This window comes from Rhizobium giardinii bv. giardinii H152 (assembly GCF_000379605.1).
In the GTDB taxonomy this organism is placed as follows: Bacteria; Pseudomonadota; Alphaproteobacteria; order Rhizobiales; family Rhizobiaceae; genus Pararhizobium; species Pararhizobium giardinii.
The window spans coordinates 1-3,873 of the sequence record NZ_KB902706.1; the positions used below are offsets into that span (position 1 = coordinate 1).

Annotated in this window: 5 protein-coding genes; 1 reads left to right on the forward strand and 4 read right to left on the reverse strand. The window is 56.8% G+C overall.

Features of this window, described 5'->3' with window-relative positions; all coding sequences use genetic code 11:
* Positions 1-648: LysR family transcriptional regulator (locus tag A3AY_RS0126540; RefSeq protein ID WP_018328715.1), on the reverse strand; the 648-nt coding region annotated here is incomplete at its 3' end.
* 204 nt (positions 649-852) lie between these two features.
* On the opposite strand from A3AY_RS0126540, the gene A3AY_RS36190 reads away from it, so the two are divergent.
* Positions 853-1,311 (forward strand): DoxX family protein, encoded by a 459-nt coding sequence (locus A3AY_RS36190; RefSeq protein ID WP_338053526.1) that lies wholly within the window; start codon positions 853-855, stop codon positions 1,309-1,311.
* 47 nt (positions 1,312-1,358) lie between these two features.
* Here the strand turns inward: A3AY_RS36190 and A3AY_RS0126550 are convergent, their stop codons facing one another.
* The 3 genes from A3AY_RS0126550 to A3AY_RS0126560 all read right to left on the reverse strand — a co-directional run bounded on the left by A3AY_RS0126550 (position 1,359) and on the right by A3AY_RS0126560 (position 3,688).
* Entirely contained in the window at positions 1,359-1,688 is a 330-nt protein-coding gene (locus tag A3AY_RS0126550) for a hypothetical protein (RefSeq protein WP_018328716.1), read from the reverse strand.
* Positions 1,689-1,696: 8 nt separating this feature from the next.
* The gene (locus A3AY_RS0126555) at positions 1,697-2,536 is read right to left on the reverse strand and encodes an intradiol ring-cleavage dioxygenase (RefSeq protein WP_018328717.1); all 840 of its coding nucleotides are present in this window, start codon (positions 2,534-2,536) and stop codon (positions 1,697-1,699) included.
* An 84-nt stretch (positions 2,537-2,620) separates the two neighbouring features.
* A complete protein-coding gene (locus A3AY_RS0126560) occupies positions 2,621-3,688 on the reverse strand; it encodes a maleylacetate reductase (protein WP_026203853.1) in 1,068 nt (355 codons plus the stop codon).
* Positions 3,689-3,873 lie beyond the last annotated feature (185 nt).

A 3,873-nucleotide genomic window follows, 5' to 3' on the forward strand; every position in this document is an offset into this window, starting at 1 on the left:
CCGATTGGCGGCAAGCACACCGTAGTCCCGCCCACTGTCCAGATGGGGAGCTGGACTGATGACCAATTGTGTGTGGTCCCGCAGCCGCGCGGCGCTGAATGGCCCTTCGCTCCTGGCGAGCGCGTGCGTGGCAGCTGCCACGGGTACCAGATCGATCCGGCCGCACACGCGTCGCTCAAACGCCTCTGGCTGACGCTCGGCAAGCAGTGCGAGATCGACCATTCCATCCCGCAATGCCTTTGCCGCGGCATCGAAGGTTTCGGTGAGCAAACGAATTTCGACAAAGGGAAACTCCGTATTGAACGCGCTCAGGACCCGGCTTAGGAGATCGGGCGGCGCATAGCTGACGACAGCGAGCGTCAGTTCTGCCTCCAGCCCCTTTGTAATCCCCTGTGCCTGATGCCTCCAGTCTGCAACGTCGTCAAGTATGCGTCGCGCCCGCGGCAGCAGCGCCTTTCCGGCCTCGGTAAGTGTCGGACGATAGGCCGAGCGGTCGAAGAGCGGCAGCCCGCTTTGCTCCTCCAGCTTCTGAATGGTGTAGGTGATCGCTGATTGCGCTCTGTTCATACGCCTTGCCGCCGCAGCAAAACTGCCCTCCTCGACTGTGGTGATGAATACCAGAAACTGGTCGAGGGTTAGCGCATCCATGGCGTTTCCAGATGATTGAGCGTTTCTGCAGGCGCGCTAGATGAATTCCAAGCAAGACATCTATATCAGTTTTCCTGAATGATATAAGCAGAATTATACAGCTTTATTTGGGGGTCTTGGCTTCATAAGATCAACACAATGCCACATATCGATGCGGCTTCCACGGGTCTCTGAACGGCTCCCGGATGCGCGTCCCACTGGTGTTTGTTCACGACTTTTCCGGAGATACCAGATGTCACCCAACGCGACTTCGTCCTCGACAACACCGGCCGCAAAATCAATGCAGGTCGGGCTTTGGATCGCTCAAGCATTTGTCTTTTTCGCCTTTACAGTCTTTGGTTACATGAAGCTTTTCATGCCGATCGATCAGTTGGCATCAATGTGGGTCTGGCCCGGGAGGTGCCGCCCTGGTTCCTTCGGCTGATGGGTCTCGTCGATTTTTCAGGCGGCATCGGTATTCTCCTGCCTGCCCTCACGCGCATCCTACCTCGGTTGACGGTTCTTGCCGCCCTAGGATGCGTGGTGCTGCAAATCTCTGCGATCATTTTTCATACCTCACGCGGCGAACTGTCGGCTCTGCCGCTGAATGCCGTCCTGCTCCCCATATGCCTGTTCATTCTCTGGGGACGCGGGAAAAAAGCTCCCATCGCGCCACGGGCATAACAATGAAGCCAAGCGGGGCTTGCAGTCCCGCCGGACAAGCATTTATTTCAAAGAAATGTACGTCGCCGGGTCGAGGATCGATAGCCGCACGGCAACTCGGCCTTCAATGACATTCGCGCCATCAAAAGTTGGACTTCCTCAGCTAGGGCGGCAAGCATGGGATGCGTGCGTTCTGGTTTGGGCAGGATGGCTATTTCAACATTCACCACGGCTTGGCCAGCCATGACATAGGCCGGTACGATGGCAAATTGGCAGGCTGAATTTTCGACCTTCAACACACGGCAGATGATTTCTCTCAGTGGCGCTAGGCTCTCGCGAACACAGAGTTGCGTGTGTTTAGGAAGCCCCTTATCCGTATAAATCTTGATATTTGGCATGGTGATACTCACGCTGGATTGAGCACGAAATCGAACGGGGAACGCCATTGCGTTCTTCCGTCCAAAACCCGCTGATACGGCGCCATCAACGTTGCCTTAACGCCGAAGACGGCGTCGGAAGCGAGGTAATCGTCGTCACCGACGAATGTGTGTGTGACAAGTTTTTGGTAGCCCGTGGCGGTGACGATATAGTGCATATGGGCAGGGCGATAAGGATGCCTGCCAAGCCGCTCAAGCATTTTGCCGACCGGTCCATCGTCAGGAATGGGATACGAAACCGGTTTGATACCAATGAAGCAATAGTGACCGTCGGGGCCGGTTACGAAAACACCGCGGTTATTCCATTGAGGTTGGATTTGAGGCTGCTGCACATCATAAAAGCCATCGGCATTGTCCGACCATACGTCGATACAGGCGCCTGCGATGGGATTGCCGTCAAGATCGGTTACCAAGCCCTCGAATAGGCAGCTTTCACCCTTGCTGTCGAGAGTAATGCAATCCCCCATCTCGCGGTGCGGCGCTCCGTGCACGTGGAAAGGCCCGAGTACAGTGTTCTCCGTTGCACCTGGTTGCCTGCGATTATTCATGGCGTCGACGAGCATGGATACGCCCAACGTGTCGGAAAGAAGGATAAATTCTTGCCGCTGCTCTGAGCAAATTTTCCCGGTCGCGGTCAGAAAATTGATTGCAATCTCCCACTCTTCCTGCGTTAGCCGAGCCTCTTTGACGAATGCGTGGAGATGCTTCACCAGACAGCTCATGACATTCTTCAAACGAGGATCGATATCGGGTCCCATCCGTTCGTTAACCGCATCCGCCGAGGCGTCTTCCGAGAAGTAACCAGCCATTGCCGCTCCTTTTGGTGCTGAATGAAAGTATCGGGTCGAGGTTCTAGAAGCAGGCCCTGCTAGCGGCCCATAGGGTACCGTTGCCTATCTCAGGTGGGGCCTGACGCCTTGCCATGCATTCTGGAGCAAAGCCCTTATTCCACCGGCCTCCAGGGGACGTGGGCTCCAGTAGGGATGGCTGACGGCAAGCGCCGTCGCCCGATCAAGATCGTCACCCGTCACACCCAGATCGCGAAGCCTCATCGGTGCGCCAATGCTAAGCGCAAAATCATGCAGACCCGTACCAGCGCGAGGCGCGCCGAACAGCCGCGCGACGGGCGCGAGCAGTTCCGGAACAGCCTGTTCTATATAGGAGACCGTGTGCGGCAGCAGAATCGCGTGCGTTTCCGCATGCGGCAGATCGAAGGTTCCCCCGAGTGTGTGACAAAGCTTGTGGTGCAACGACATGCCTACCGCTCCAAGAACAACACCGCAGAGCCAGGACCCGTAAAGCGCATCTGTCCGCGCCAGCGGGTCCCGGGGCAAGTTGACTATGGCGGGAAGCGCTTTGCGCAAGGCGGCAAGCCCCTCCATAGCCATAAGCGACGCGATGGGATTGCGGTCTTGGGCATAAAGCCCCTCCACGGCGTGAGCCATGGCATTGAGGCCACTTGTGACGCTCATCGGAACGGGCAGGCCGAAGGTCAGTTCGGGATCATAAATGACCGTCTTTGGAAGAACCGATGACGTGCGGATCGTAGTCTTGATCCCGTTTTCCGTCTCCCCGAGAATTGGCGTCACCTCGGAACCGGCATAGGTCGTGGCGACCACAAGCTGGGGCGCGTTGTTTCTCAGGGCGATGGCCTTCCCCAATCCAATCGTCGATCCTCCACCGAGCGACACGATACAATCCGCTCCGGATCCATTGAACATGGAAAGTGCCTCGGTCGTGACATCGACCGGCGTGTGCATGACTGCGCGGTTGAACACCCCCACTGCAAGTTCGCCCAGCGCGCTCGCCAGCGCTTGCGCATCATTTTCCTGATGAGGAGTCGACAAGACAAGCGCCCTGCCACGTCCAAGGCGGCCCAATTCCTCGGAGACTTTTGAGATGGATCCAATGCCAAATACGATACGAGGTATAGCACTCTCAAACGTGAACGGTTGTGTCATCATGACCTCCTTGGGATCAATTGAGGCTCTGCAGGGGATGCGCTGGACGGATGAGCCAGCACGTCGCGTTCTGGTCCTTGACTAGACTTGCCATCTCAGTTCCTTTTGGCCGTCAATGATCGAAACAAACATTCAGGCCGCGCGCTCATCAGCCCATGCGTTCTGAAGCGTAAGACCCGGGACTT